The organism is Rhizobium brockwellii (assembly GCF_000769405.2).
GTDB lineage: Bacteria > Pseudomonadota > Alphaproteobacteria > Rhizobiales > Rhizobiaceae > Rhizobium > Rhizobium brockwellii.
In genome coordinates, this window is sequence record NZ_CP053443.1 from 102,900 (window position 1) to 128,853 (window position 25,954).

At 61.6% G+C, this 25,954-nt stretch carries 27 protein-coding genes; 22 read left to right on the forward strand and 5 right to left on the reverse strand.

Translation table 11 applies throughout. The annotated features are described in order from the left end of the window. Positions 1–117: 117 nt before the first annotated feature. From RLCC275e_RS32040 to RLCC275e_RS32075, 8 genes are read left to right on the forward strand one after another with little or no spacing between them, the layout of a single operon-like run. On the forward strand, positions 118–768 hold the full coding sequence (locus RLCC275e_RS32040) for a Rieske 2Fe-2S domain-containing protein (RefSeq protein WP_033184202.1): 651 nt from the start codon (positions 118–120) through the stop codon (positions 766–768). Continuing rightward, complete coding sequence (locus RLCC275e_RS32045) at positions 765–1,610, forward strand: aromatic ring-hydroxylating oxygenase subunit alpha (RefSeq protein WP_033184201.1); 846 nt, start codon at positions 765–767, stop codon at positions 1,608–1,610. Before RLCC275e_RS32040 ends, RLCC275e_RS32045 begins: the two co-directional genes overlap by 4 nt. Further along, positions 1,607–2,266 carry a glutathione S-transferase family protein gene (locus tag RLCC275e_RS32050; protein WP_033184200.1) on the forward strand — a complete coding sequence of 220 codons (660 nt, stop codon included), beginning with the start codon at positions 1,607–1,609 and terminating at the stop codon, positions 2,264–2,266. Before RLCC275e_RS32045 ends, RLCC275e_RS32050 begins: the two co-directional genes overlap by 4 nt. Before the next feature lies 1 nt (position 2,267). Then, positions 2,268–3,647, forward strand: a complete 1,380-nt coding sequence (locus tag RLCC275e_RS32055) for an amidohydrolase (protein ID WP_033184199.1) — start codon at positions 2,268–2,270, stop codon at positions 3,645–3,647. 26 nt (positions 3,648–3,673) lie between these two features. After that, entirely contained in the window at positions 3,674–4,771 is a 1,098-nt protein-coding gene (locus RLCC275e_RS32060) for a BMP family ABC transporter substrate-binding protein (protein WP_003555572.1), read from the forward strand. Between the two features lie 3 nt (positions 4,772–4,774). Further along, positions 4,775–6,292 (forward strand): ABC transporter ATP-binding protein, encoded by a 1,518-nt coding sequence (locus RLCC275e_RS32065; RefSeq protein ID WP_033184198.1) that lies wholly within the window; start codon positions 4,775–4,777, stop codon positions 6,290–6,292. A gap of 2 nt (positions 6,293–6,294) precedes the next feature. After that, positions 6,295–7,395 (forward strand): ABC transporter permease, encoded by a 1,101-nt coding sequence (locus tag RLCC275e_RS32070; RefSeq protein ID WP_033184197.1) that lies wholly within the window; start codon positions 6,295–6,297, stop codon positions 7,393–7,395. Next, complete coding sequence (locus RLCC275e_RS32075) at positions 7,392–8,303, forward strand: ABC transporter permease (RefSeq protein WP_033184196.1); 912 nt, start codon at positions 7,392–7,394, stop codon at positions 8,301–8,303. The genes RLCC275e_RS32070 and RLCC275e_RS32075 overlap by 4 nt, the downstream gene beginning before the upstream one ends. Positions 8,304–8,342: 39 nt before the next feature. On the opposite strand, the gene RLCC275e_RS32080 is transcribed toward RLCC275e_RS32075, so the two are convergent. Beyond that, positions 8,343–8,876 (reverse strand): NUDIX hydrolase, encoded by a 534-nt coding sequence (locus RLCC275e_RS32080; protein ID WP_033184195.1) that lies wholly within the window; start codon positions 8,874–8,876, stop codon positions 8,343–8,345. A gap of 96 nt (positions 8,877–8,972) precedes the next feature. Between RLCC275e_RS32080 and RLCC275e_RS32085 the strand changes: the two genes are divergently transcribed. The 5 genes from RLCC275e_RS32085 (at position 8,973) to RLCC275e_RS32105 (ending at position 14,134) form a co-directional block, all read left to right on the forward strand. Then, the gene (locus RLCC275e_RS32085; RefSeq protein WP_017958149.1) at positions 8,973–9,617 is read left to right on the forward strand and encodes a DUF47 domain-containing protein; all 645 of its coding nucleotides are present in this window, start codon (positions 8,973–8,975) and stop codon (positions 9,615–9,617) included. Then, positions 9,617–10,621: an inorganic phosphate transporter gene (locus RLCC275e_RS32090; protein ID WP_033184194.1), complete on the forward strand. Its 1,005-nt coding sequence runs from the start codon at positions 9,617–9,619 to the stop codon at positions 10,619–10,621. The genes RLCC275e_RS32085 and RLCC275e_RS32090 overlap by 1 nt, the downstream gene beginning before the upstream one ends. Positions 10,622–11,061: 440 nt before the next feature. Beyond that, on the forward strand, positions 11,062–12,375 hold the full coding sequence (locus RLCC275e_RS32095) for a CmpA/NrtA family ABC transporter substrate-binding protein (RefSeq protein ID WP_130708123.1): 1,314 nt from the start codon (positions 11,062–11,064) through the stop codon (positions 12,373–12,375). A 56-nt stretch (positions 12,376–12,431) separates the two neighbouring features. Further along, positions 12,432–13,325, forward strand: a complete 894-nt coding sequence (gene ntrB / locus RLCC275e_RS32100; protein WP_003555561.1) for a nitrate ABC transporter permease — start codon at positions 12,432–12,434, stop codon at positions 13,323–13,325. A gap of 11 nt (positions 13,326–13,336) precedes the next feature. After that, a complete protein-coding gene (locus RLCC275e_RS32105; RefSeq protein ID WP_033184192.1) occupies positions 13,337–14,134 on the forward strand; it encodes an ABC transporter ATP-binding protein in 798 nt (265 codons plus the stop codon). 93 nt (positions 14,135–14,227) lie between these two features. Here the strand turns inward: RLCC275e_RS32105 and RLCC275e_RS32110 are convergent, their stop codons facing one another. Beyond that, positions 14,228–14,902, reverse strand: coding sequence for a GntR family transcriptional regulator (locus RLCC275e_RS32110; protein WP_027683086.1), 675 nt, complete (start codon positions 14,900–14,902; stop codon positions 14,228–14,230). Positions 14,903–15,240: 338 nt separating this feature from the next. Between RLCC275e_RS32110 and RLCC275e_RS32115 the strand changes: the two genes are divergently transcribed. From RLCC275e_RS32115 to RLCC275e_RS32155, 9 genes are read left to right on the forward strand one after another with little or no spacing between them, the layout of a single operon-like run. Next, complete coding sequence (locus RLCC275e_RS32115) at positions 15,241–16,368, forward strand: BMP family ABC transporter substrate-binding protein (RefSeq protein ID WP_033184191.1); 1,128 nt, start codon at positions 15,241–15,243, stop codon at positions 16,366–16,368. Between the two features lie 20 nt (positions 16,369–16,388). After that, entirely contained in the window at positions 16,389–17,516 is a 1,128-nt protein-coding gene (locus RLCC275e_RS32120; RefSeq protein WP_033184190.1) for an ABC transporter permease, read from the forward strand. Continuing rightward, entirely contained in the window at positions 17,516–18,442 is a 927-nt protein-coding gene (locus RLCC275e_RS32125; protein ID WP_033184189.1) for an ABC transporter permease, read from the forward strand. The genes RLCC275e_RS32120 and RLCC275e_RS32125 overlap by 1 nt, the downstream gene beginning before the upstream one ends. A gap of 12 nt (positions 18,443–18,454) precedes the next feature. Next, entirely contained in the window at positions 18,455–19,471 is a 1,017-nt protein-coding gene (locus RLCC275e_RS32130) for a formamidase (RefSeq protein WP_033184188.1), read from the forward strand. Between the two features lie 11 nt (positions 19,472–19,482). Next, positions 19,483–20,184: a biuret amidohydrolase gene (gene biuH, locus RLCC275e_RS32135; protein ID WP_003555553.1), complete on the forward strand. Its 702-nt coding sequence runs from the start codon at positions 19,483–19,485 to the stop codon at positions 20,182–20,184. Next, entirely contained in the window at positions 20,184–21,239 is a 1,056-nt protein-coding gene (gene atzD / locus RLCC275e_RS32140) for a cyanuric acid amidohydrolase (protein ID WP_033184187.1), read from the forward strand. Before biuH ends, atzD begins: the two co-directional genes overlap by 1 nt. Position 21,240: 1 nt before the next feature. Further along, positions 21,241–22,791, forward strand: coding sequence for an ABC transporter ATP-binding protein (locus RLCC275e_RS32145; RefSeq protein ID WP_033184186.1), 1,551 nt, complete (start codon positions 21,241–21,243; stop codon positions 22,789–22,791). Beyond that, complete coding sequence (locus RLCC275e_RS32150) at positions 22,791–23,459, forward strand: cysteine hydrolase family protein (protein WP_033184185.1); 669 nt, start codon at positions 22,791–22,793, stop codon at positions 23,457–23,459. Before RLCC275e_RS32145 ends, RLCC275e_RS32150 begins: the two co-directional genes overlap by 1 nt. Next, positions 23,452–23,805, forward strand: coding sequence for a cupin domain-containing protein (locus tag RLCC275e_RS32155; protein WP_033184184.1), 354 nt, complete (start codon positions 23,452–23,454; stop codon positions 23,803–23,805). The genes RLCC275e_RS32150 and RLCC275e_RS32155 overlap by 8 nt, the downstream gene beginning before the upstream one ends. A 51-nt stretch (positions 23,806–23,856) precedes the next feature. Here RLCC275e_RS32155 and RLCC275e_RS32160 read toward each other — a convergent pair whose 3' ends face one another. The 3 genes from RLCC275e_RS32160 to RLCC275e_RS32170 are packed head-to-tail and all read right to left on the reverse strand — an operon-like array spanning position 23,857 to position 25,951. Then, positions 23,857–24,648: an amino acid ABC transporter ATP-binding protein gene (locus RLCC275e_RS32160; protein WP_033184183.1), complete on the reverse strand. Its 792-nt coding sequence runs from the start codon at positions 24,646–24,648 to the stop codon at positions 23,857–23,859. Further along, positions 24,645–25,313 (reverse strand): amino acid ABC transporter permease, encoded by a 669-nt coding sequence (locus tag RLCC275e_RS32165; RefSeq protein ID WP_027683075.1) that lies wholly within the window; start codon positions 25,311–25,313, stop codon positions 24,645–24,647. The genes RLCC275e_RS32160 and RLCC275e_RS32165 overlap by 4 nt, the downstream gene beginning before the upstream one ends. Then, positions 25,310–25,951, reverse strand: a complete 642-nt coding sequence (locus RLCC275e_RS32170; protein WP_033184182.1) for an amino acid ABC transporter permease — start codon at positions 25,949–25,951, stop codon at positions 25,310–25,312. The genes RLCC275e_RS32165 and RLCC275e_RS32170 overlap by 4 nt, the downstream gene beginning before the upstream one ends. Positions 25,952–25,954 lie beyond the last annotated feature (3 nt).

The window sequence follows — 25,954 nt, forward strand, 5'->3', positions numbered from 1 at the left end:
CTCAATGTTGCCAATGCGAAATAATTATGCAAACCTGATAAGGTTGCGGCGGAATTGCCTCGGCGCCGATGCGGGACTTGATCGGCAAGCATTTGGTTTTGTTTGGGAATTCTACTCATGCCTTCCGATACGACGGGCTTTTGGACGCCAGTCGCCCTTTCCCGGGATTTGCCGGCCGGAACCGTCATGCCGGCACGGACGGCAGCCGGATCCATTGCCCTGTGGCGCAGCGCTTCGGGGCGCATATCGGCATCGGCGGATCGCTGTCCGCACCGTGGCATGCGCTTGTCTCACGGCTTCGTGCGTGGCGAGGCGCTTTCTTGTATTTATCACGGCTGGAGCTATGGCCAGGCCGGAAACTGTCTTCGCATTCCGGCCCATCCGGGGCTGACGCCGCCGGAAACCATCCGCGTCGCCACCCATGACGTCGAGGAAGCGGACAGCGTGATCTGGGTGGCGGTGGGCACGCCCGCATCGAAGCCGCCGGGGCTTGAGGGCCTTGTTCCCCTGCGCTCCCTGACGGCGTTCGCCGGTATCGCGGCGATCGAGGCGGCGGCCGGTGCCAAGGCGAGCCCTGACGGTCTTGTCGAAATCGACGCATCCACCGGGGCCGTCTGTCTGCTATTATCCGCTTGGGAAGACGGACAGACGTTGATCCATGTGCTGCTGAAGGGTGACACCGGCCCCGCGGCGGGTATCGGCGCTTCACGCGCCGTCGAGAGCCTGCGCCGCCGGGCTGAGGGTCTTCAGAGGGAGATCGCGCAATGACCATGCAGGCGATGATCGATGAATGGTATCCGGTCGGGCTTTTCAGCCAGCTCGACAGCGCCGGCCGCAAGACGGCGCTGATGGGCGAGCCGATTAAAGTGGCTTGCGATGCCGATGGCAATGCGAAGGTGACGCGCGGCGATGGCCGCGTTCTGCCGGTGCGCGTTCGTTACGGTCATGTCTGGTCCTCCCTCGGCGAGCCGCAGAAGGAACTTTTCCCCATTCCCGAGGCTGACCAGCCCGGTCGCCGCTTCGTCGATGTCGGCGTGGTGCGCGTGCGCTGCTCGCCGCTCCGCGCCGTCGAGAACTTCCTCGACATCGCCCATTTCCCCTTCGTCCACACAGATATTCTCGGCGCGGAGCCGCACACCGAGGTCCAGAACTACAAGGTCGAGATCCGCGAGGAAGAAGACGAGGTCTGGGCAACGCAGGTGAAATTCTACCAGCCGCAGGCCGCCAAGTCTGCAAGCGGGGGGATCACGACGGAATACATGTACCGCGTGCCGGCACCCACCTGCTCCGTGCTTTACAAGACCTGCCCGCCGCGCCCGAGCGAATGGGATGTCATCACGCTCTTCGTGCAGCCGCTGGCCGAGGACCTCTGCGACGTCTGGCCATGGATGGCGCTCTTCGACGACGAGACCGCGATGACCGACCTCATTCACTTCCAGCAGACGATCTTTCTGCAGGACCGTTCGATCCTCGAAAACCAGATCCCACGGCTGTTGCCGCTCGACCCCGGCATGGAAATCCCGACGCGGGCCGATCTGACATCGATCGCTTACCGGCGCTGGCTGAAGCGTCACAATTATACCTACGGCGCACAGCTGGTGGCGCAATGAAGCTCTACGACTACATTCTCTCGCCCAGTTGCTACAAGGTGCGCCTGATGGCGGCGCTGATCGGCGTGAAGCTTGACCTGCGCCCGGTGGATTTCCATCCCGGCGCCGAGCATCGCGGCGCCGAGCTGCTTGCGCTCAACCCGGCAGGCTCCATTCCGATCCTGGAGGATGGCAATCTGATCCTGACCGAATCGTCGGCGATCCTCGTCTATCTCGCCGCCAAGGCAGCACCCGAATGGCTCGGCAGCGGTAAGGCCGAGGAAGCGGCGCGGGTGCAGCAATGGCTGTCCTTCTCCGGCCGGCTGACGGCAAGCCTCGGCGGTGCACGGCTCCATGAAATGCTGTTGCGGCCGGGCGATATCGGCGCGCTGCAGGCCCACGGCATCGCCGCTCTTCGTGAGCTTGAAGCCGGGCTTGTCGAGCAAGGCCTTCGCGGCATGCGTTTCCTCGCCGCCGACCGGCCGACAATTGCTGACATCGCCTGCTTTCCCTATGTGGCGCTGGCGCCCGATGGCGGCGTCACGCTGGATGCTTATCCCGCGATCCGGCTCTGGTCCCGGGCACTCCGCGCACTCGACAAGTTTATCGAGATGCCAGGTATTCACCGGCTGCACGAGTTGAAGCCCGAACCCCAGATCGAACCGGGCGAGGCGTGAGATGGCTGGTTATCTCCTGAAGAACTGCGCAGCCGTGATCGTCGACGAGGGCAAGGGGCAGGTCGTTCACCGCAATGTCGATCTCCTGACCAACGGTCCTGCGATCCTGGCGATCGGCGAAAATCTGGGGGCGGACGCGCTGCCTGTTGGCATAACCATTCAGGATGCTTCTGGCTGGTTCGTCTATCCGGGTCTCGTCAACACCCATCATCACTTCTTCCAGTGCTTCGTGCGCAACCGCGCCGACCTCGACTGGACGAAGCTTTCGGTCATCGAGTGGCTGGACCGCATCTACCCGATCTTTTCGCAGCTCAACGAGGAGTGCTTTTACCACTCCTCCATCACGGCGATGGCCGAGATGATCAAGCACGGCTGCACCACGGCCTTCGACCACCAGTACAATTTCCCCCGGCACGCCGGGAAGCGGCTGATCGACCGTCAGTTCGAAGCGGCCGATCTGCTCGGCATGCGCTTCCATGCCGGCCGGGGCGGCAACACCCTGCCGAAGTCGGAAGGCTCGACCATCCCCGACGAGATGCTGGAAACGACCGACGAGTTCATTGCCGACTGCGCCCGGCTGATCGAGACCTACCACGATACCAGCCCCTTCAGCATGCGCCAGGTCGTGGTCGCGCCCTGCCAGCCGGTGAACTGCTACCGAGAGACCTTCGTGGAATCGGTGGCGCTGGCGCGCGATCGCGGCGTCATGATGCATACTCATGTCGGCGAAGGCGAAAGCCCGGTCATTCAGGCTCGCCATGGCGTGCGCACGGTCCACTATCTGGAAGAACTTGGCTTTGCCGGGCCCGACGCCTTCTATGCCCATTGCTGGGAACTCACCCACGACGAACTCAGGAAGATGGCCGCCAGCGGCACCGGCGTCGCGCATTGCCCGGAACCGGTCTATCTGGTCGGCGCTGAGGTCACCGACATTCCCGCCATGGCCGCCTTCGGCCTGCGCATCGGCCTCGGCTGCGACGGCGCTGCCTCCAACGACAATTCCAACCTGATGCACTGCCTGCACTCCGCCTACATGCTGCAGTGCCTTGTCGCCTCCGGCCGCGCCCATCCCGTGCCGCCGCCGGTCGATTTCCTCGGCTACGGCACGTCAGGGGGAGCCAGCCTGCTCGGCCGGCGTGATATCGGCCGGCTGGCGCCCGGCATGGCCGCCGACCTGTTTGCGATCGACACCCGCCGCATGGACTATGTCGGCACGCGGCACGATCCGCTGAGCCTGATTGCCCGCGTCGGCATCGGTATGGCGACCGATATGACCATGATCAATGGCCGCATCGTCTGGCAGAAGGGCGAATTCCCCGGTCTCGACGAGGCCAAGCTGTCAGCCGATGCCGAGGCCGCACTATCCGCCGTGGAATTTTAAAAAAACCAAAAGAGGGAACTGAGAACATGACCAAACTGACCCGCAGAAACCTGATGACGGCCGCTGCCGCCACCGGCCTTGCCGGCGTGCTCGGCAGCCGCCTTGCTTTGGCCGCCGACGAACCGCTCGGCATCACGCTCGTCGTCCCGTCGCCGATCGGCGACGTCGGCTGGGGGCATGCACTTGCCGCCGGTCTCGAGCCGATCAAGGCCGCTTACGGTGACAAGGTGAAGGTCACCGTGCTCGAGAATATCGCGGAAGGCCCGGACGCCGACCGCATCATGAACAAGACCGTCGCCGACGGAAACAAGTTCCTGGTCGCCGGCTCTTTCGGCTATCAGAACGGCGCCCTGCAGATCGCCCGCCGCGATCCGAGCGTCACGGTTTTGCACGCCTCCGGCTTCCAGGTCGCTCCGAACTTCTCGCCGTTCGCCGCCAAGTATTTCCAAGGCACATATCTGCTCGGCATGGCTGCCGCAGCACTTTCCAAGACCGGCAAGCTCGGCTCTGTGTCGGCCTTCGCCATTCCCGAACTCATCACGTCCATCAACGCCTTCACCCTCGGCGCCCAGGCCGTCAAGCCGGATATCGAGGTCTCGGTCGTCTGGGTGAACTCCTGGTTCGACCCGGCCAAGGAGCAGGAGGCCGCCAAAGCCCTGATCGCGCAGAAGTGCGACGTGATCTTCTCCAACGCCCAGGACACGCCGTCCGTCATCTCGGCCTGCGAGGAAGCCGGCGTCTACGCCTTCAACCTCAACTCCTCGATGAAGAAATACGCACCGAAAACCTATCTCGGATGCATCTCGACAGACTGGTCGCCGTTCTTCAAGGCATCGGTCGACGCCCATCTCGCCGGCACGTTTAAGGGCGCCAATGCGTTCCTCGGCGTCGCCGACAAGGTCGTCGAAGTGGTCGACTGGAACCCGGATGTTCCGGCTGACGTGATGACCAAGATCAAGGAGATCGAGGCAAAGATCGCCGACGGCAGCTTCTCGCCCTTCACCGGGTCGATCACCAAGGCCGACGGCAGCGAAGGTGTCGCATCTGGCGCAACCATGGCCGACGCCGAGATCATCGCCATGAATTGGCACGTCAAGGGCGTGTCCACGCCGCTGCCGAAATAAGTCATGACGACCCCGCTCCTGTCGCTGCGCGGCATTTCGAAGAGTTACGGTCAGATCCACGCCAATCAGGCGATCGATCTGGACGTGGCGCCGCAATCGATCCATGCGATCCTCGGCGAAAACGGGGCGGGAAAATCGACGCTGATGAAGCTGATCTACGGCGTCGAGCAACCGGACGACGGGGATGTCGTCTGGGAAGGAAAACCGTTGCGCCTCGCCTCCCCTGCCGAGGCGAGGCGCAACGGCATCGGCATGGTCTTCCAGCACTTTTCGCTGTTCGAGACCCTGACCGTCCTGGAGAATATTCGGCTGGTCGTGCCGGGCCGCAAGGCTGAGCTCAAGGAACGCATTCGGACGCTTGGACGGGAATTCGGCCTCGAAGTCGATCCGCTCGCCCATGTGCATGCGCTGTCCGTCGGCGAGCGGCAACGGGTGGAGATCATCCGAAGCCTGATGACCAATCCGAAGCTGCTGATCCTCGACGAGCCCACCTCCGTCCTGCCGCCGCAACTGGTGGAGAAGCTCTTCGACACGCTGCGACGGCTGCGCGACGGCGGCGTTTCCATCCTGTTGATCTCCCACAAGCTCGAGGAAATCCGGGCGATCTGTGACCGGGCGACGATCCTTCGCGGCGGACGGGTGACCGGGGATGTCGACCCGCGCGAACATGATGCCCATGACCTTGCCCGCATGATGATCGGCCGCGATATGCCCGCCCCCATCTCGGCGTTGCCGCTGTCTGGCGGGGAAAAGCGGCTGGAGATCATCGGGTTGGATTATCAGCCCGACGATCCATTCGCGGTGCCGCTCGCCGGCATCAGCCTTGAAGTGCGTGCCGGCGAAATCCTCGGGATCGCCGGTATTTCGGGCAACGGCCAAAGCGAGCTTGCCGCATTGATTTCAGGCGAGACGGTGCTGGGGCGCGACCAACGCGACCGGATCTACATGATGGGGATCGACGTCGGCAGGCTCGATGCCGCTGCACGGCGGACGCTCGGATTTGCCTTCGTTCCGGAAGACCGGCTCGGACGCGGCGCCGTACCCGAAATGTCGCTCGCCCTCAACAGCCTGCTGACGGCCCATCCGCTCAAGCTTTTGCGGCACGGTCTTGTCGACAGGGCGCGGGCGTTGGCGTTCACCAAGGATTGCATCCGTCAGTATGATGTCCGCACGCCAGGCCCGGATGCGGAAGCCGGCACTCTATCGGGCGGCAACCTGCAGAAGTTCATCGTTGGCCGCGAAATCATGCTGTCTCCCAAATTGCTTTTCGTGGCGCAGCCGACCTGGGGCGTGGATATCGGCGCCGCATCCGCCATCCGCAGCCGTCTGGTCGCCTTGCGCAATCAGGGCATGGCGATCCTCGTCATTTCCGAGGAGCTGGAAGAACTGTTCGAGCTCTGCGATTCCATCCAGGTGCTGCATCACGGCCGGCTCAGCCCGCCGCTCGCGACGCGGGACACGAAGCCCGAGGAGATCGGCCGATACATGATCGGGGCACAAGCCTCGCACGAGAAAGTCTAGTGATGAGTGCTTGGTCCCCTGCTTTCGTTCCCACCCTGGTCCGCCGGGAGCGCGCCTCGCTTGCCGCGACCTTGCTCGCGCCCGTCATAGCACTTGTCATAGCGATCGCGCTCAACCTCGGCCTTTACATCTTGATGGGCCGCGACCCTGTCGCGGTTATCTATGCGATGCTTTTCGAACCCTTCCTTTCCTGGGCCTCATTTTCGGAAGTGCTTTTAAAAGCAGGCCCGCTCCTCCTGATCGCCCAGGGGCTGGCGATCGGCTTTCGCGCCAAGGTCTTCAACATCGGCGCCGAAGGCCAGTTCATTCTCGGCGCGATCTTCGCCTCTGCCATTCCGGTCTGGTTTCCGCAGGCGACGGGTCAGTGGATCTGGCCGGCAATGCTGCTGCTCGGCGCAATCGGCGGCGCACTTTGGGCTTCTCTCACCGCCTTCTGGCGCGTGCGCCTCAACGCCAACGAGATCCTCGTTTCACTGATGCTGAGCCTCGTTGCGGCGCAGCTGCTGAACTACCTGCTGCTCGGCCCGTGGAAGGATCCGAACGGCTTCAACTTCCCCCAGTCGGTGATGTTCCAGTATGATGCGATGGTACCGACCCTGATCGCCGGTACCCGCGTCAATGTCTCGTTCCTCATCACGCTCGCTTTGTCGGTTGCGGCCTGGGTCTTCATGCAGAGGAGCTTCATCGGTTACAAGCTGCAGGTCGGCGGTCTGGCGCCGAGGGCTGCCGGCTATGCCGGCTTCAAGGAAGGTTGGGCGATCTGGCTTTCGCTGTTGATCGGTGGTTTTGCGGCCGGTCTTGCCGGTGCCGCCGAAGTCGCCGGCCCGCTCGGCCAATTGCAGCGTTCGGTCGCGAGCGGCTATGGCTATGCGGCCATCATCGTCGCCTATCTCGGCGGCCTGCATCCGATCGGCATCGTGATCTCGGCGCTGGTCATGGCGGTCATCTATATCGGCGGCGACAATGCCATGGTCTCGGCCAACCTGCCGATCGCCGCTGTCCGTGTCTTCCAGGGCAGTCTGTTGCTCGCCTACCTGATCGCCGTCGCCTTCGTGCGCTACCGCCTTGAATGGCGCCGCGCTGCCCATCGGAGCCCGTCATGAACGCCATCGAGTTCATTCTTGCCGGCATGCTTGCGGCTGCGACACCGTTTCTTCTGGCAGCACTCGGCGAACTGGTGGCCGAGCGCGCCGGCGTTCTCAACCTCGGGATCGAGGGATTGATGGCCTTCGGTGCCGTGCTCGCCTTCATCATCGTCTACCAGGGCGGTGGACATCTCCTGGGCTTCGTGGCAGCCGGGCTCGGCAGCGCTGTCCTTTCTCTGCTCTTCGCCTTTGTCACGCTGGGATTCCGGGCAAACCAGGTGGCAGCGGGCCTTGCCATCGGCATTCTCGGCCAGGGCCTCTCCGCGCTTTTCGGCAAGACCTATGAAAGCCTCACGGTCAGGGGACTTCCGAAGCTCGCCCTTCCGGGACTTTCGGAATTGCCGGTTGTCGGCGGCCTTTTCGTCCAGGACATCGTCGTGTGGATTTCACTCGCCGCGACTCTCGCTTTGTGGGCCATATTTGCCTACACCAAGCTTGGTCTTATCGTCCGCGCCGTCGGCGAGAATCCGAAGGCCGCTCACGCCATCGGCTATTCGGTAATCTCGGTCCGCGTCCTCGCTATCGCCTTCGGCGGTGCGATGGCCGGCTTCGCCGGTGCCTATGCGTCGGTGGTCTATACACCACTCTGGGCCGATGGGATGATCGCTGGGCGCGGCTGGATCGCCATCGCCCTCGTCGTCTTCGGGACTTGGCTCACCGGTCGTATCTTCCTCGGCGCCTGCCTCTTCGGGGCGGTCTCGCTGATGGGGCTTGCAGCCCAGGCAACCGGACTGGACGTTCCCTCGCAACTGCTCTCGAGCCTGCCATATCTCGTCACGATCATCGTGCTCGGCATTATTTCCGCCGACCGTCGCCTGCTGAAACTGAACGGTGTCGCTTCACTTGGCGAACCATTCGAGCGATAAAGACGCACAGCGCTGCAACGCCGGCGAAAAAGTCCGTGGTCAGCCGCGATCGCGTTTCTTGCGGCCGCGCGCCTCAAATTGGACAAGCAGCGACTTGAGTTCGATCTCGCGAACGCGTCGTGCCGCTTCGTCCGGGCTGACCCATTCGAGAATACGCTGACCCCGCTCCTTGAAATCGCCGCTGATGTCCGTGACTTCAATCTGAAACATGTCGACGATACAGGGCGCCACATCGCCATTGTCGAGTTCTTTCAGATAAGTATAGCGGCCGACCGGCTTCTTCTTCACCAAACCGCGCACGCCGGCCTCTTCCCAGGCCTCGATTGCTGCTGCTTCGAAAGGCTTTTTCCCTTTCATCGGCCACCCTTTCGGGATGACCCAGCGCCCACTCTCGCGCGATGTGATCACCAGGATTTCGACCTCGGATCCGGCCTTGCCGTGGCGGAAGCAAATTGCGCCGTATTGTTGACGGAATGCACCGGCGAACAGCGTTTCAGGAACAGCAGCGAGCTGCCGCAGCAGTGGCTGGGACTTGTCCGGTCGAGGCTTCCTGCTTTTTTTGCTCGGCGTCATAACGAATGAATTACCGAATTTGCTTGTTGCTTCAATTGCCTGGGCGTGTTTATGACAGATTTATGACAATCGGCCGCATGAGGAAGGTTCCCAGGCATGATGAGCATTTTTCGCAAGCTGATGCCACGGGAAGACAGATTCTTTGAGATGTTTTCCAAGCACTCGAAGACCGTCGTTGCCGCCGCGCACGCCCTCGATCAACTCCTGAAGGGCAATGACGTTGAGAAAAACTGCGAACGCATCGTCACATTGGAAAACGAGGCCGACGATGTCACGCGTGAGGTTCTTCTTGCCGTTCGACGAAGCTTCATTACGCCCTTCGACCGGGGTGACATCAAGGACCTTATTCAGTCGATGGATGATGCGATCGACATGATGCACAAGGCAGTCAAGACGATCCGTTTGTTCGAGCAATCGAGCTTCGATCCGCTCATGCAGCAGATGGGCAGCGAAATCGTCAAGGCGGCAAACCTTGTCGCGGAAGCGATACCTCTCCTCGACAGATTGGGAGCCAATGCGCAGCGTCTCACGGCCATCGCGGAGGAAGTCACCCGAGTGGAGGGACGTTCCGATGAGCTCTACGACCAGGGTTTGAAGGATCTGTTCTTGCGTCATGGTGCCAGCGGCAATGCGATGGCCTACATGATTGGAAGCGAAATCTACGGAGAGCTGGAGAAAGTCGTCGACCGCTTCGAGGATGTCGCCAATGAAATCAGCGGCATTCTCATCGAGAACGTCTGATGGATGCCTCCCTCGCTCTGCCGCTGCTGGTCGGCCTGGTCGTTGTCGCCCTGTTCTTCGACTTTCTCAACGGTCTGCATGACGCGGCCAATTCGATCGCCACGATCGTCTCGACCCGCGTTCTGCGGCCACAATATGCGGTCGCTTGGGCGGCGTTCTTCAATTTCATTGCATTTCTGTTCTTCGGCCTGCATGTGGCCGAAACACTGGGGACCGGCATCATCGATCCTGCGATCGTTTCGCCTCAAGTGATCTTCGCCGCACTGATGGGCGCCATCATTTGGAATATCCTCACCTGGATTTTCGGAATTCCATCGAGTTCGTCGCATGCGCTTGTCGGTGGGCTGGTGGGGGCCGGTCTTGCAAAGGTTGGCTTCAGCTCGATCGTCTGGAACGGCCTTCTAAAGACGGTCGGTGCCATTTTCCTTTCGCCAGCCATCGGCTTCCTGCTTGCCCTGGTGCTGGTGCTCGCCGTCTCCTGGCTATTCGTCCGGCAAACGCCGTTTGCGGTGGATCGGACATTTCGCGTCATGCAATTCGTGTCCGCTTCGCTCTATTCGCTTGGCCATGGCGGGAACGATGCGCAGAAGACGATGGGCATCATCGCGGTGCTCCTGTTCAGCCAGGGATATCTCGGCCCGACATTCTACGTGCCTTTCTGGGTCGTCATTTCCTGCCAGTCGGCAATGGCTCTCGGTACGCTCTTTGGCGGGTGGCGGATTGTTCATACCATGGGGTCGAAGATCACCCGGCTCAACCCCATGCAAGGTTTCTGCGCAGAGACGGGCGGAGCGTTGACACTCTTCGGAGCGACGTGGCTCGGTATTCCCGTTTCGACGACGCATACCATCACCGGAGCAATCGTCGGAGTGGGCGCGGCGCGTCGCGTCTCAGCCGTGCGCTGGGGATTGGCCGGCAACATCGTGATTGCCTGGATCGTCACGATGCCGGCGGCTGCGGCAATATCTGCAGCGTTCTACGGCCTCGTATCATTGCTGCAATGAAATGAGGTGATGGCGAGGCCAATCGCCACGCCCGGCGCCGACCAATAAGGCCGGCAGAATCCGCTCTGCGGTCTGCGTGATCGCGACTTCCATATTGCGTGCACTGCACAAATAGAGCGCTCCCACGGCTGCGATTACGTTAGCAATCGCACAAAACGGAAGCAGAAAATAACAAAGCCTAATAAATAAGCACCCATCAATTCTTCGCATTTCTCCTTTTGCTTCATGCCGTTATCAATGCCTATCGAATTTGGCACAATGCTTGCAAGATCCGAGACGCATCGGTCAACGGCGACCGATGCGGATAGGCGCGGCATAAGCGCCTGCATCAGACACCGACGTCGCAAGGTCTTTGCAATCCGGGATACTCGCATCCCCTGGACGCAAATTCCGGCGGCGTTTTTTTGTGTCCAAATTCAGCCAGCAGAGGGAACCTGCGCATGACAAAGAATTTGCAGACTGGGATTTTTACAACCGCCATTACCCGCCGCGGCATGCTCAAGACGACCGCAGCAGCGGCCCTCATCGGCGCCGTCAAGACCGCCTTTCCGTCCGGCGCCTTCGCAGCTGGGGCAGGTCCTGAGGTAACAGGTGTCAAGCTCGGCTTTATTGCGCTCACGGATTCCGCACCGCTGATCATCGCCAAGGAAAAGGGTTTTTTCGACAAGCATGGCCTTCCGGAAACGGATGTGGCCAAACAGGCCTCCTGGGGTGCGACCCGCGACAACCTCGTGCTGGGCGGCGCAGCAAACGGCATCGACGGTGCCCATATCCTGTCGCCGCTCCCCTATCTCATGCATACCGGCAAGGTGACGCAGAACAATAAGCCGGTGCCGATGGCGATCCTCGCGCGGCTCAACCTCGACAGCCAGGGCATTTCCGTCGCCAAGGAATATGCCGACACCGGCGTGCAGCTCGATTCCTCCAAGCTGAAGGCCGCATTCGAGAAAAAGAAGGCGGAGGGCAAAGAGATCAAGGCCGCCATGACCTTCCCGGGCGGCACCCATGACCTCTGGATCCGCTATTGGCTTGCCGCCGGCGGCATCGATCCGAACAAGGACGTTTCGACCATCGTCGTGCCGCCACCGCAGATGGTTGCCAACATGAAGGTCGGCAACATGGACGTCTTCTGTGTGGGCGAACCGTGGAATGAGCAGCTCGTCAACCAGGGCATCGGCTTTACCGCAGCCACCACCGGCGAGCTCTGGAAGGGTCATCCTGAAAAGGCGCTCGGACTGCGCGCCGACTGGATCGAAAAGAATCCCAGTGCCGCCAAGGCCCTGCTGATGGCCGTCATGGAGGCGCAGCAATGGTGCGAAAGCATGGACAACAAGGCGGAGATGGCTGACATCCTCGGCAAGCGCCAATGGTTCAACGTTCCGACGAAGGACGTGCTCGGCCGCCTCAAGGGCGACATCAATTATGGCAATGGCCGCGAGGTCAAGGCCACCGACCTCTATATGAAGTTCTGGAAAGACGGCGCCTCCTATCCGTTCAAGAGTCACGACACATGGTTCATGACGGAAAACATCCGTTGGGGAAATCTGCCGGCGAGCACCGACATCAAGGCGCTGGTCAACCAGGTGAACCGTGAAGACATCTGGCGCGAGGCCGCCAAGGATCTCGGCGTCGCGGCGGCCGATATTCCCGCATCCTCTTCTCGCGGCAAGGAGACTTTCTTTGACGGCAAGGTCTTCGACCCGGAAAATCCCTCGGCCTATCTCGACAGCCTTTCGATCAAGGCTGTCTCCTGACCCGCTCCGGCGCGCAACGGGCGCGCCGGCCTTTCATTCACGTGAGGAGCGCGTTGATGTCCGCCCTGGCAAATAAAGAAAATCCCTCTACGGCCGCCTCTGCCAAGCTGGCGGCAAAGGTTCTGCCATTTTCCGGCAAGCACGGATCGCGGATCGATTTTCGTCGAGCGGCACTGACCGCACTTCGCAACGTCGTTCCGCCAGTCGTCGTGCTGGCACTCATCCTGCTCGTCTGGCAGGTGCTCTGTTCGTCGGCGGATGCGTCTTTGCCCTCGCCGCATCGGGTCTGGCAGGATAGTTATGACCTGATCGCCTATCCGTTTTTCAACTACGGCTCCCAGGATATCGGGCTCGGCTGGCGCGTGCTCATTTCGCTGCAGCGCGTTCTCTACGGCTTTGGTCTTGCCGCGGTCACCGGCGTCATCATCGGGGCGATCATCGGCCAGTCGGTCTGGGCGATGCGTGGCCTCGATCCGATCTTCCAGGTGCTGCGCACGGTTCCGCCGCTCGCCTGGCTGCCGCTGTCGCTCGCAGCCTTCCAGGATTCCAACCCCTCGGCGATCTTCGTGATCTTCATCACTTCGATCTGGCCGGTGATCATCAACACCGCCGTCGGCGTCCGCAATATTCCGCAGGATTACCGCAATGTCGCCGAGGTGCTGCGCCTCAACCAGTTCGAGTTTTTCTGGAAGATCATGCTGCCCTCGGCAGCGCCTTACATCTTCACCGGCCTCAGGATCGGCGTCGGCCTCTCCTGGCTCGCCATCGTCGCGGCCGAAATGCTGACGGGCGGCGTCGGCATCGGCTTCTTCATCTGGGACGCATGGAACTCGTCGCGCCTTCCAGACATCATCGTCGCGCTCGCCTATATCGGCATCGTCGGCTTCGCCCTCGACAAGCTGGTGGCCGCACTCGGCAAACTCATCACCCGCGGCGCCATGGCTAACTGAGGAACGCACCTATGAACGCCTATCTGAAGCTCGACCATATCGACAAACATTTCGATCGGGGTGGCGTGCGCGCTGAGGTCCTGAAGGACATCAACCTGACGATTTCCGCGGGCGAATTCGTCTCGATCATCGGCCATTCGGGCTGCGGCAAGTCCACCCTGCTCAACCTCATCGCCGGCCTGACGCCGGTTTCGGCAGGCGCCGTGCTCCTTGAAAACCGTGAGGTCAACGGGCCTGGTCCGGAGCGTGCCGTCGTCTTCCAGAACCACTCGCTGCTGCCCTGGCTGACGGTCTACGAGAACGTCAATCTCGCCGTCTCCAAACTCTTCAACCGAACGAAGACCAAGGCCGAGCGGCACGACTGGGTCATGGCCAACCTCGACCTCGTGCAGATGGCGCATGCCAGGGATAAGCGGCCTTCGGAAATTTCAGGCGGCATGAAACAGCGCGTCGGCATTGCCCGCGCGCTTGCAATGGAACCGAAGATCCTGCTGCTCGACGAACCCTTCGGCGCGCTCGATGCGCTGACCCGCGCTCATCTGCAGGACGCGGTGATGGAGATCCACGCTCGCCTCGGCAACACGATGGTGATTATCACCCATGATGTCGATGAGGCGGTGCTGCTGTCCGATCGCATCGTGATGATGACCAACGGCCCGGCGGCCCGCATCGGCGAAGTGCTCGATGTGACCATGTCCCGTCCCCGCAATCGCATCGAACTCGCCTCTGATCGGACATATCTCAAATGCCGTGAAGCCGTGCTGAAGTTCCTCTATGAACGCCACCGCTTCATCGAAGCGGCGGAGTAGAGGCTGGGAAATAACCTCGGCGTTTGCCCGGTCGTGGTTTTCTCGCCTTCGTAGCGGGTCCGGCAGCGCCTGATTTTAGGCGTTGCGCCCTCTTTACTCCCCGGGCGTTGCAAAGACCGCGCTAGCATCGCTGACAATTTCCACATGGGAATATGCCGCCTGCCCTGCGGCCGCGGCATCCGCGCGCATGATTGCGGTCACGATCCGGCCGTGCTCCTCATAGGATTTTGCCAGGCGCCCGGGCAGACGGAACTGCGCCCGCCGAAAAGGCGCGAGCCGCGCCCGTGTCTGGGTCACCATCTCAAAGACATGATCATTATGCGCGCCGCGATAAAGCCGGGTATGGAATTCGGTGTTGTGAGCCGAATATTCCTCTTCCGCGCCGGCGTGCACGAGCCTCACCGATGCCCGATGCTCCAACTCCAGCGCGCGCCGCTCGTCGACCGTCATACGCTCGGCCGAGAGCCTGGCGCAGATCGCTTCGAGTTCGGCCATCGCTTCGAACATCGAATGCAGATAAGCCTCGGTGACATTGGTCACGACGGCACTGCGGTTCGGCTCGCGTGCAATCAATCCCATAGCGCCCAACTCACGCAGAGCCTCGCGTACCGGCGTGCGCGAAACGTCGAAACGAACGGCGAGCGACACCTCGTCCAACTTCGCGCCCGGCAGGATTTCACCTGTGACGATCATGTCGGCAATCGCTCGCACCATCTGTTCGACGGTGGTTCCGGTACGGATCACTTCTCTGCGCCTAGTCTGCTTCACGATACGAATCTGCTCACGTCAACATTCTGCATACAGATGCGGTTCGAGACTCGATAAGTCAAATCTAGTGGCGAAGATATTGTTAAATTTTCGCTTTCTGATGCACGAGCACCTCAGGCAATCCGACTTTATGCCAACTGCGCAGCAGCAATGAACAAGAAATATCTATTGATTACTTTCTGTGCAAGGATTCGATCAATCTGCATGCACTTTGCAATACACAAATCTTATCGCGACGAATAAATTATAAAAAACAATAGATTAATTTCTGGCACGTACATTGCATGCACTTTTCTGTACCTGTTCACAACCGGCCCAGCGCCGCAAGGAGCATTCCGATGACCAAACTCCTTTCCATGAACCGCCGCAATTTTCTCCAGGCTTCCGCTGCCGGTGCGCTCGCCGGCGCCATGCCGGGCCTGATCGGCTCCTCCGCCGCAGCCCAAACCGCGCTGACCGTCGGCTTCATCTATGTCGGCCCCAAGGACGACTACGGCTATAACCAGGCGCATGCGGAAGGTGCGGCCGTTATCAAGGCGCTACCGGGCGTGACGCTGGTCGAAGAAGAGAATGTGCCGGAAACCGTCGACGTCCAGAAGACGATGGAATCCATGATCAACCTGGACGGCGCGACCCTGCTCTTTCCGACCTCCTTCGGCTACTTCGACCCACACATGCTGGCCGTGGCCGTCAAACATCCCGACATCCAGTTCCGGCACTGCGGCGGCCTCTGGCAGGAAGGCAAGAACCCGGCCAACACGGGCTCCTATTTCGGCTATATCTTCCAGGGCCAGTATCTGAACGGCATCGCTGCCGGCCATGCGACGAAGAGCAAGAAGATCGGCTTCGTCGCCGCCAAGCCGATCCCGCAGGTTCTACAGAATATCAACGCCTTCCTGCTCGGCGCGCGCACGGTCGATCCTGGTATCACCTGCCAGGTGATCTTCACCGGCGAATGGTCGCTCGCCGTCAAGGAGGCCGAGGCTACTAACGCGCTGGTCGACCAGGGCGCCGACGTCATCACCTGCCACGTCGACAGCCCCAAAGTGGTTGTCGAGACAGCCGCCGGCCGCGGCGCCTTCGTCTGCGGCTATCACGCCAACCAGAGCCCGCTTGCTCCTGAAAAGTACCTTACCGGCGCCGAATGGGCCTGGGGTAACGTCTACAGCGACTTCGTCAAGAAGGCGCAAGCCGGCGAAAAGCTCGGCAACTTCGTGCGCGGCGGCCTGAAGGACGGCTTCGTGAAGATGAGCGCGCTCGGCCCCGCCGTGTCCGCGGAGGGCCGCAAGGCCTTCGAAACCACGCAGGCGGAGATGATGAAGGGCGGCTTCTCGGTCTTCAAGGGACCGTTGAAGGACAATAAGGGCGACACCGTCGTGGCTGCCGACAAGAGCTACGCCGAAGACGCGATCGAACTCGAAAGCATGAATTATCTGGTCGAGGGCGTGGTCGGGTCCACGGCGTAAACCGCGAAGGGAGAAGCGCCATGACCATAGAGGCCAATGATCCCGCAATAGCCATCGTGGAAAAACCGGCTTCGCTGCGCCCCGTCCTCGAATGGATCGCGCGGCGAGCCGAGCCTGTCGTCATCGGCCTTGCGGCCATCCTGATCGGTCTTGCGCTCTTCTCCCTCTTCATCCTGGCGGTCGGCAAGTCGCCGGCCACCCTCTTCCAACTGATGTATACCGGCGGCTTCGGCAGCTGGTTTTCGGTGCAGAACAGCTTAAGTCGTGCCGCACCCCTTCTCCTGACGGCACTCTGCGTCGCCCTGCCCGCCCGTCTCGGCCTCGTCATCATCGGCGGGGAAGGAGCGGTCGTGCTGGGCGGCGTTGCCGCCGCAGCCATGGCTCTGCCGCTCGCCGGCACCGCGCCTGTTTTCCTCACCCTCATTCTGATGGCAATCGCTGCCATGGTGGTCGGCGGCATCTGGATCGGCCTTGCCGGTTTCCTGCGCCACTATCGCGGCGTCAACGAAACCATCTCGTCGCTGCTGCTCTCCTATATCGCCATCGCCCTGATGAATCAGTTCGTCGAAGGGGTGCTGCGCGATCCTGCAAGCCTCAACAAGCCGTCGACCAGGCCGCTGCCGGCGGAATACATGCTCGGCAATATTCCTGGCATGGACGTGCATTGGGGCCTCGTCATCGGCATCCTCGCCTGCATGATCTCCTGGATCGTGATCGAGGCGACGAGCTATGGTTTTGCCGCCCGCATCGCCGGCGGCAATGTGCGCGCCGCGCAGATCCAGGGACTGCCGGTCGGCAGGCTGATTGCCGGATTTACCGCGCTTGCAGGCAGCTTTGCCGGTCTGGCGGGCATGATCGAAGTGGCAGCGGTGCAGGGAAGTGCCAACGCCTCGCTTGCCGCCGGCTACGGTTATACCGGTATCCTCGTCGCTTTCCTCGCCAGGCACAATCCGCTGGCGATCATTCCGGTCGCGATCCTGCTCGGTGGCATCGACGCCTCGGGCGGCCTCATCCAGCGGCGCATGGGCCTGCCGGATGCGACCGTTCTGGTGCTGCAGGGGACGCTCTTCATCGTCATTCTCTTCTGCGAGACCTTCTACGGCCGCTTCAAGATCTTCAATCCCGACCTCTGGAAAAGGAGCCTCTGATGGAAGAGACAGGCATCGGCATCTGGGGCGTGCCGCTGGCGATCTTCGCCGGCGCCATCCGCGTTTCCACCCCCTTCATCTTCGTCAGCCTCGGCGAGACGATCACCGAACGCTCCGGCCGCATCAATCTTGGCCTCGAAGGCACGCTCGTCTTCGGCGCCATGACGGCCTATGCGGTGGCCGTCATGACTGGCTCCCCGACCCTCGGCGTGCTGGCCGCAATGGTGGCGGGCGCGATCTTCGGCCTCATTCACGGCTGGATCTGCAAATTCCCCAAGGTCAACGACATCGCCATCGGCATTGCCATGATGCAGTTCGGTCTCGGCATGGCGTTTTTCCTCGGCAAATCCTTCATCCAGCCGGTGGCGCCGAAACTGCCCTCGATCCCGCTCGGCGGCTGGTCGAGCACTCCGCAGATCCAGGCGGCGCTCAATATCAACGTGCTGTTCTTCATCGGCGCGGCACTTGCCCTCTTTCTGTTCTGGGCCTTCAAGAACACCCGCATCGGCCTGATCCTGCGCGTCGTCGGCGACAGCACCGACGCGGCCCGGGCCATGGGCATCCATCCGGACCGGGTTCGCTTGCTGGCGACGGCAGTGGGCGGTTCGCTGGCGGCAATCGGCGGCGCCTATCTCTCGCTCTACTATCCGGGCTCATGGAACGAAGGCATTTCGTCGGGCCAGGGCCTGATGGCGGTGGCCCTCGTCATCTTCGCCCGCTGGAACCCGATCGGCTGCTTCCTCGCTGCCCTGCTTTTCGGCGGTGCCGGCGCGCTCGGCCCGGCGCTGCAATCGGTCGGCGTCACGCAAGGCTACTACCTCTTTTACGCCGCGCCTTACGTGCTCACCCTCGTCATCCTGATCGCCACCTCCTCGCCCACCCGCTCGCTCGCCGGTGCGCCGGGTGCGCTGTCGCTCACGAAATAACGGAGCCTTCCGATGAACGGACTTGGCGGTCTCAACAAATCCGAACACGGCGTCGGTATCGGCCTGGTGCAGCTCCAGCTGCCGGTGACCGCCACCAAAGCGGACTTGGCAAAACAGACGCAGGTGATCGTCGATCTGGTGGCCAAAGCGCGGCGCAACCAGCCGGGCATGGACCTCGTCGTCTTTCCCGAATACGCGCTGCATGGCCTTTCCATGGACATCAATCCGGAGATCATGTGCACGCTCGACGGCCCGGAGGTCGCGGCCTTCAGGCAGGCCTGCAGGGACAATCGGATCTGGGGCTGCTTCTCGATCATGGAGCTGAACCCTGGCGGCATGCCCTACAATTCCGGCATTGTCATCGACGATCAGGGCGAGTTGAAGCTCTATTACCGCAAGATGCATCCCTGGATCCCCGTCGAGCCGTGGGAGCCCGGCGATCTTGGCATCCCTGTCATCGAGGGCCCGCGGGGCGCCAAGCTTGCGCTGATTATCTGCCATGACGGCATGTTCCCGGAGATGGCGCGCGAATGCGCTTATAAGGGCGCCGAAATCATGATCCGCACAGCCGGCTACACGGCGCCGATCCGCGACGCCTGGCGCTTCACCAACCAGGCCAATGCCTTCTGCAACCTGATGGTTACCGCGAATGTCTGCATGTGCGGTTCGGACGGCACGTTCGATTCCATGGGTGAAGGCATGATCTGCAATTTCGACGGCACGATCATCGCCCACGGCACCTCCGGCCGCGTCAACGAGATCATCACAGCCGAGGTGCGTCCTGACCTGGTGCGCGAGGCCCGGCTCGGCTGGGGGGTGGAGAACAATATCTACCAGTTCGGCCATCGCGGCTATGTCGCCGTCGCCGGCGGCGCCCAGGATGCACCCTACACCTACATGCACGACCTCGTCGCCGGCAAATACCGCCTGCCATGGGAAGACGAGATAAAGGTCAAGGACGGTACGTCCTGCGGATTTGACAAGCCGATGCGCCGCTACGGCGAACCCCTCAAACCTGCCGCGGAATAGGAGAGAGAATGATGGACGCGATGGTCGAAACCAACGGGCATTTTATCGACGCCGATCCGTATCCGTGGCCCTATAACGGCGCGCTGAGGCCTGATAACACCGCCCTCATCATCATCGACATGCAGACGGATTTCTGCGGCAAGGGCGGCTATGTCGACCATATGGGCTACGACCTGTCGCTGGTGCAGGCGCCGATCGAACCGATCAAGAAGGTACTCGCGGCAATGCGCGCCAAGGGCTACCACATCATCCATACCCGCGAGGGCCACCGCCCGGACCTCGCCGATCTGCCGGCCAACAAACGCTGGCGCTCGCAGCGGATCGGCGCCGGCATCGGCGATCCCGGCCCCTGCGGCCGAATCCTGACGCGTGGCGAACCCGGCTGGGACATCATCCCCGAACTCTACCCGATCGAAGGCGAGACGATCATCGACAAGCCCGGCAAGGGTTCGTTCTGCGCCACCGACCTCGAACTCATCCTCAACCAGAAGCGCATCGAGAACATTATCCTCACCGGAATCACCACCGATGTCTGCGTTTCGACGACGATGCGCGAGGCAAACGACCGCGGCTACGAATGCCTGCTTCTGGAGGACTGCTGCGGTGCGACCGACTATGGAAACCACCTCGCCGCCATCAAGATGGTGAAGATGCAGGGCGGCGTCTTCGGCTCGGTCTCCAATTCCGCGGCTCTAGTCGAGGCGCTGCCCTGATGCCGTCATTGCGTGCCCATGTCTTTCGCGTGCCAGCCGACGGCCCCGATGACGTTGCCGGCGTCGAGGCGCTCTTTGCCAGCGGCCTTCAGGCGAACGACGTCGTCGCCGTTCTCGGCAAGACGGAAGGCAACGGCTGCGTCAATGATTTTACCCGCGGTTATGCCACCCGCAGCTTCGAGACATTGTTCAGTAGATATGGCGTCGACGGCGTCTCGATCATCATGTCCGGCGGCACCGAGGGGGCGCTCTCGCCGCATTGGACGGTTTTTGCGCGTGAAACCGTAGAAACCCCGGGCGAACGGGCGCTGGCCATTGGTGTGTCGCGTACCGCCGCGCTGCCCCCCCAACATCTCGGGCGCCGGGAACAGATCCTGCTCGTTGCCGAAGGCGTGAAGTCCGCGATGAGGGATGCCGGCATCGATGATCCCGCCGATGTCCATTTCGTGCAGATCAAGTGTCCGCTGCTCACCTCGCGCCGGATTGCCGAGGCCGAGGCAGCAGGCAGGACGGTCGTAACCCACGACACGCTGAAATCCATGGGCCTCTCGCGCGGCGCTTCGGCTCTCGGCGTCGCCGTGGCACTCGGCGAGATAGATGCGACATCGATCAACGATGCCGACATCTGCACACGTTTCGATCTCTTTTCCCGCTGCGCCTCAACCTCGTCCGGGGTCGAACTCACCGATCACGAAATCATCGTCCTCGGCATGAGCGCAAAATGGTCCGGTCCGCTGTCGATCGACCACGCGGTCATGCGGGATGCGATCGACGCGCATTCCGTCAGGAAAGCCCGCGAACGCCTGCCGGAAAACAGCCGGCTGGCGGCGGTTCTCGCCAAGGCCGAGCCGGACCCGTCCGGCAGGATCGGCGGCAGGCGCCACACGATGCTCGATGACTCGGATATTGCAGGCACCCGCCATGCCCGTGCCTTCGTCGGCGGCGTTCTCGCCGGCATCTTCGGCATTACCGATCTGTATGTGTCCGGCGGCGCCGAACACCAGGGTCCGTCCGGCGGCGGTCCCGTCGCCATCATCGTCGAAAAGGAGCAATGAAGTGAGCACAGTCCGCGACACGCCCCTTCCGCAAGCCGGCAAGGCCGTCGGCATCGAGACGCTCGATATGACCATGCGTTTCGGCAGCTTCACCGCGCTCGACAACGTCTCGATCGCCGTTCCGGCCGGGTCTTTTCACGCGCTTCTCGGCGAAAACGGCGCCGGCAAGTCGACACTCGTCAAATGCATCATGGGCTTCTATCACGCAACGTCAGGCTCGTTGTCGGTCGACAGCCGCGAGGTGGCGGTGGCCTCACCCAAGGATGCCGCGGCCTATGGGCTCGGCATGGTCTACCAGCATTTCACACTGGTTCCCTCGCTCACCGGTGCTGAAAACCTGGTCATCAGCCGTACCGAAGTACCCGCGGTGATCAACTGGGCCAGGGAACGCAAGGATCTGGCGGGTTTCATGGAACGCATGCCGTTCAAGATCCCGCTCGACAGGCCGGTGAGCGAGCTTGCGGCCGGCGAAAAACAGAAACTCGAAATCGTCAAGCAGCTCTATCTCGGTCGCTCCTTCCTCGTGCTCGACGAGCCGACCTCGGTGCTGACGCCGGCCGAAGCCGATGAGATGCTCGGCATTGTGCGCGGGATGACCGAGCGCGGCGAGCTCACCGTGCTGATGATCTCCCACAAGTTCCACGAGGTGACGAAGTTCGCTGATGCCGTCTCGATCCTGCGGCGCGGCAAGCTGGTCGGTACCGGCAAGGTCGGCGAGCTCTCCACCGCCGAGATGGCGGGGATGATGATCGGCGACGTCAAGCTCGCCGAGCTCGACAGCCGTCTGCCGGTGGCGGAAGCGGCCAAATCCGTGCTCACTGTAACCCAGGTGAAAGCTCCGGATCGCTCCGGCCTGAAGACGATCGAGATCGACGCGCTGACGGTCCGCTCCGGCGAGATCGTCGGCATTGCCGGCATATCCGGCAACGGCCAGAAGGAGCTGACGGAAATTCTGGCCGGCCAGCGCCCGACCGATAGCGGCCAGGTCATGGTCAATGGCGAGGCTTACCGCGCTACCCGCGATGAGACCCGCAAGAACAGGGTGCGTTTCATCCCCGAAGAGCCGTTGCAGAATGCCTGCGCCCCCAAGATGACCGTGAGCGAAAACCTTGCGTTTCGCACCTTCGACTTGAAGCTGGACGGCAAGGACGCGATCTGGCTGAACAAGGGCAGCATGAAGAAGCGTGCCTCAGCGCTGATCTCCGACTTCAAGGTCAAGACGGCCTCTTCCTCCTCGCCGATCGCAGCGCTTTCGGGCGGCAACGTGCAGCGGGCGGTGCTCGCCCGCGAACTGACAGGTGAGGTCGATCTGCTGATCGTCTCGAACCCCTGTTTCGGTCTCGATTTCTCGGCGGTCGCCGAAATCCGCGCCCGCATCATGAAGGCACGCAATTTGGGCGCCGCCGTGCTGCTGCTTTCCGAAGACCTCGACGAACTGCTCGAGATGTCCGACCGCATCATGGTCATTTCGGAAGGCAAGCTGGTTTACGAGACACCGGCGCTCTCGGCCGATATCGGCGTGATCGGCGCCCACATGGCGGGGCATCATTGATGGCGAAGCTCAAAGCCGAACCTTTCGCCTTTCCGGTGAAGTACGATGAACTTGCCCTCATCGTCATCGACATGCAGCGCGATTTCGCCGAGCCCGGCGGCTTCGGTGCAAGCCTCGGCAATGATGTCAGCCGCATCACCAGGATCGTGCCTGATGTCAAACGCCTGATCGAGGGCTTCCGCAATGCCGGCCTGCCCGTGATCCATACGATGGAGTGCCACCGGCCGGACCTTTCCGACCTGCCGCCGGCCAAACGCAATCGCGGCGATCCTTCGCTCAGGATCGGTGACGAAGGCCCGATGGGCCGCATCCTGATCTCGGGCGAACCCGGCACGGCAATCCTTCCGGAACTCGCTCCTGTGAAGGGCGAAGTCGTCATCGAAAAACCCGGCAAGGGCGCTTTCTACGCCACCGAACTCGGCACCGTGTTGCAAGAGAAGGGCATTCGTCAGCTCGTCTTTGCCGGTGTCACCACCGAAGTCTGCGTGCAGACGACGATGCGCGAAGCAAACGACCGCGGCTATGAATGCCTGCTCGCCGAGGAGGCGACGGAAAGCTATTTCCCCGAATTCAAAGCCGCAGCCATCGCCATGATCCGCGCCCAGGGCGCGATCGTCGGCTGGACGGCGCATGTCGACGACATTCTGGAAAGTATCGCCCATGCCTGAAACGACCCGCGAACGCCTGACGTCAGGCGGCTGGAACGAGCTGGAATTCGGCCCTTTCCGCGATGCCGTCACCATTCACTGGATCCGCCCCTTCGAGGGCGATCAGCCGGGCGTGGCGCTGCTGAAATATGAGCCCGGCGCCTCCGTCCCCCGTCATCGCCACGAGGGGCTCGAGACCATTCTGGTGCTCGATGGCGTTCAATCCGACGAGACGGGCGATTACATCAGCGGCAGTTATATCGTCAATGCGCCGGGCAGCGAACACTCGGTCTGGAGCGATACCGGCTGTGTCGTGCTCATCCAGTGGGACCGGCCCGTGAAAATACTTGAAGAGGAAATTGCGTAAAGCCGACACCGGCCTTGGAGGTCTGCCCGACGATCCGGAAGGACATGAACGTCACAGCAGCATCGAGGCACCGCGATCGATATAGGTGTCCAGGAATTGTTCGAGCCGGGGGTTTCTCGGTCGTTTGAAGACGTCCTGCGGCGGGCCGGTGAACAGCACCTTGCCGTGATCGAGAAAGATGATCTGCTGGCCGACCGTGGCTGCAAATCCGATCTCGTGGGAGACGACGACCATCGTCATGCCCTCGGCGGCGAGATCGCGCATGACGTTGAGCACCTCGCCGGTCAGCTCGGGATCGAGTGACGAGGTCGGCTCGTCAAACAGCATGATCTTCGGGTTGAGGGCGAGCGCCCGGGCAATAGCGACGCGCTGCTGCTGCCCTCCCGAGAGCTGCGACGGATAGTGCCCAGCCCTTCCCTCGAGGCCGACCTTGACGAGCTGGGCCATGGCCCGCTCCTCGGCATCCTTGCGGCTCATCTTGTGAACGGTCTTCAGCGCCTCGCTGACATTGCCGAGCGCCGTCATATGCGGCCAGAGATTGAACTGTTGAAAGACCATCCCGATCTGCGATCGAATCTGCCGGTTCACCGCCGCCGGCACCCGCTCACGGACACCCTTGGTATTTTCCGCAAAGCCAAGCACCTCGCCGTTGACGGCAATCGTCCCCTTCGTCGATTCCTCCAGAAACGCCATGCAGCGCAGCAGCGTACTCTTGCCGGATCCCGACGGGCCGATGACACAGGAAACTTGTCCCTGCTCGATTTCGAGGTCGATGCCGTGCAGCACGGTGGAACCGCCGAACGTCTTGACGAGATTTTTGACTGCGATCGCAGGAACGCTCATATGTTGAAAAACCTGAATCTGGTGAGTTTCGTTTCGGCGAGATGGCCGAGCCAGCCGGTGATTTCGACCAGTACCCAATAAAATAGCGCAAGGACGAAGAGCGCCTCGACGAAAGCATATTGCTGCGAGCCGATAGCGCTGAGTGTCGCCGTCAACTCCGGCACGGTGATGATGGACAGAACGGCCGTCTCCTTCATCAGGATGATCGTCATGTTGACCGAAGGCGGCAACACCAGCATGGTCATCTCCGGCAGCAATATGCGCCGGATGATCTGCCCTTGTGTCAGGCCAACGCACAGGCCGGCCTCGATATGTCCCTTGGGGACGGCGGCAAAGCCCGAGCGGAATATCTCACTGAAATAAGCCGCACCGTAGATGGAAAGGCCGACGATGCCGGCCGGGATCGGATCGAGCGACAATCCGACGAAGGGGCCGCCATAATAGACGAGGAATATCTGAATCAGGAAGGGCGTGCCGCGCAGCACTGCGATGACAACGCCGAACGCCCTGTCCAGCAGCACGCCGCCAAAACGTCGCGCGACAGCGACAAGGAAACCCAATACGGCAGCTGCAAGAGTGGTGACGATCCAGATGAGGATGGTGACCCACGCACCGTTGAGGATCTCCGGCAAGTTGTTGAAAATCACATTGGTATCGAAGGTCATCGCGGCACTCCTGGCAGGGAGCGTTCGATCAGGCCGCCCGCAAGGGCAACGATCCAATTGATGACGAGATAGATCAGACCCGCGGAAGCGAAAATCTCGAGCGGCAGGAAGGTGCTGCCGGCAAGGTCCTGAGCCATGCGTGTCAGCTCGACGATTCCGACGACGGAGACGAGCGAAGACGCTTTCAGAATAAGGATCGCTTCATTGACGAGCGCCTGGAAAGTCAGGCGCAGGGCGATCGGCGCCCTGATGCGGCGGAAGATCTGAATGGGAGTCATGCCAACCATTTCGGCAGATTCGACTAGGCCTGCGGGAACGCTGGCAAAACCACCGCGCAGATTTTCAGCCTGATAGGCCGCAGTACACAAGGACAGGCCAACGACGGCCGCAACGATGCTCGGCACGTTGATGCCGATCACCGGCAGCAGATTATAGATCAGCAACAGCTGGACCAGCAGCGGTGCACCACGAAAGAAACTGATGAAAATCTGCGCCGGCAGCACGAAAAGCCGTTGCCGTGAAAGCAGCATGGCGGAAATGACGATCGCGATCGCAAAGCCGATCAGGATGGACACCACGCTGATTGTCACCGTGTAGATCGAGGCTTGCAGAAGCAGTTCGAAAAGCTTGATGGACATGAG